The organism is Polaribacter sp. BAL334 (genome assembly GCF_015767435.1).
GTDB lineage: Bacteria > Bacteroidota > Bacteroidia > Flavobacteriales > Flavobacteriaceae > Polaribacter.
The window spans coordinates 1-606 of sequence record NZ_JADWOV010000019.1 but is presented as its reverse complement, the minus strand read 5'-3'; the positions used below and the strand labels follow the sequence as shown (position 1 = coordinate 606).

The 606-nt window shown below is 30.2% G+C and carries 1 pseudogene; it reads right to left on the bottom strand.

The features are described 5' to 3' along the window. Nucleotides 1-606, bottom strand: a pseudogene (locus IU405_RS00100) (hypothetical protein); the annotation flags it as partial.

Below are 606 nucleotides of genomic sequence, written 5' to 3'. Positions count from 1 at the left end.
AGTTAGAATAGCTTGTGCTTTTTTTCCTTCTTCTGTTGTTCCGTAATTTACAGAAACAAATTCCAATGCTTTTTTGTATGTTTCTGTATCTTTAGATTTCCCAATTGCATATGCTTTTAACAACTCGAATTTTGGTAATAAATCCGCATTTGAAATTGTAGGCAAAATGATATCAATAGCCTTAGTTACTTCTTCGTATTTTGATTCTTTGTACAAATAATACACTTCTTTGTATTTTGTTTCAACTTCATTTTCAGTAACCTCATCTTTAATATTGGCATCAGGATTTAACAACAATTGTGCAAACTTTGTATCGGGAAAATTAGAAATAATGAAGTTTTTGTGCACTGCTGCTTTATCTGGATTTTGTAATGTGGTTTCTAATTGGTATAAATGCCAATTAATGGGTAAAATCAAATCTTCAGCTGGTTGTAAAGAGGCCACTCTTTCTAATCTTTCTTTTGCTAATTTTGGATTGTTAAATTGCTCTTTATAAATCAATCCCAATTCATACAAAGCTTGGTTTCTATCAAGATACAAACTATCAATAATCACTTTATCTGAAGGGATTTTACTTATATAAGCATCCAAATCATAGCGTTCGTT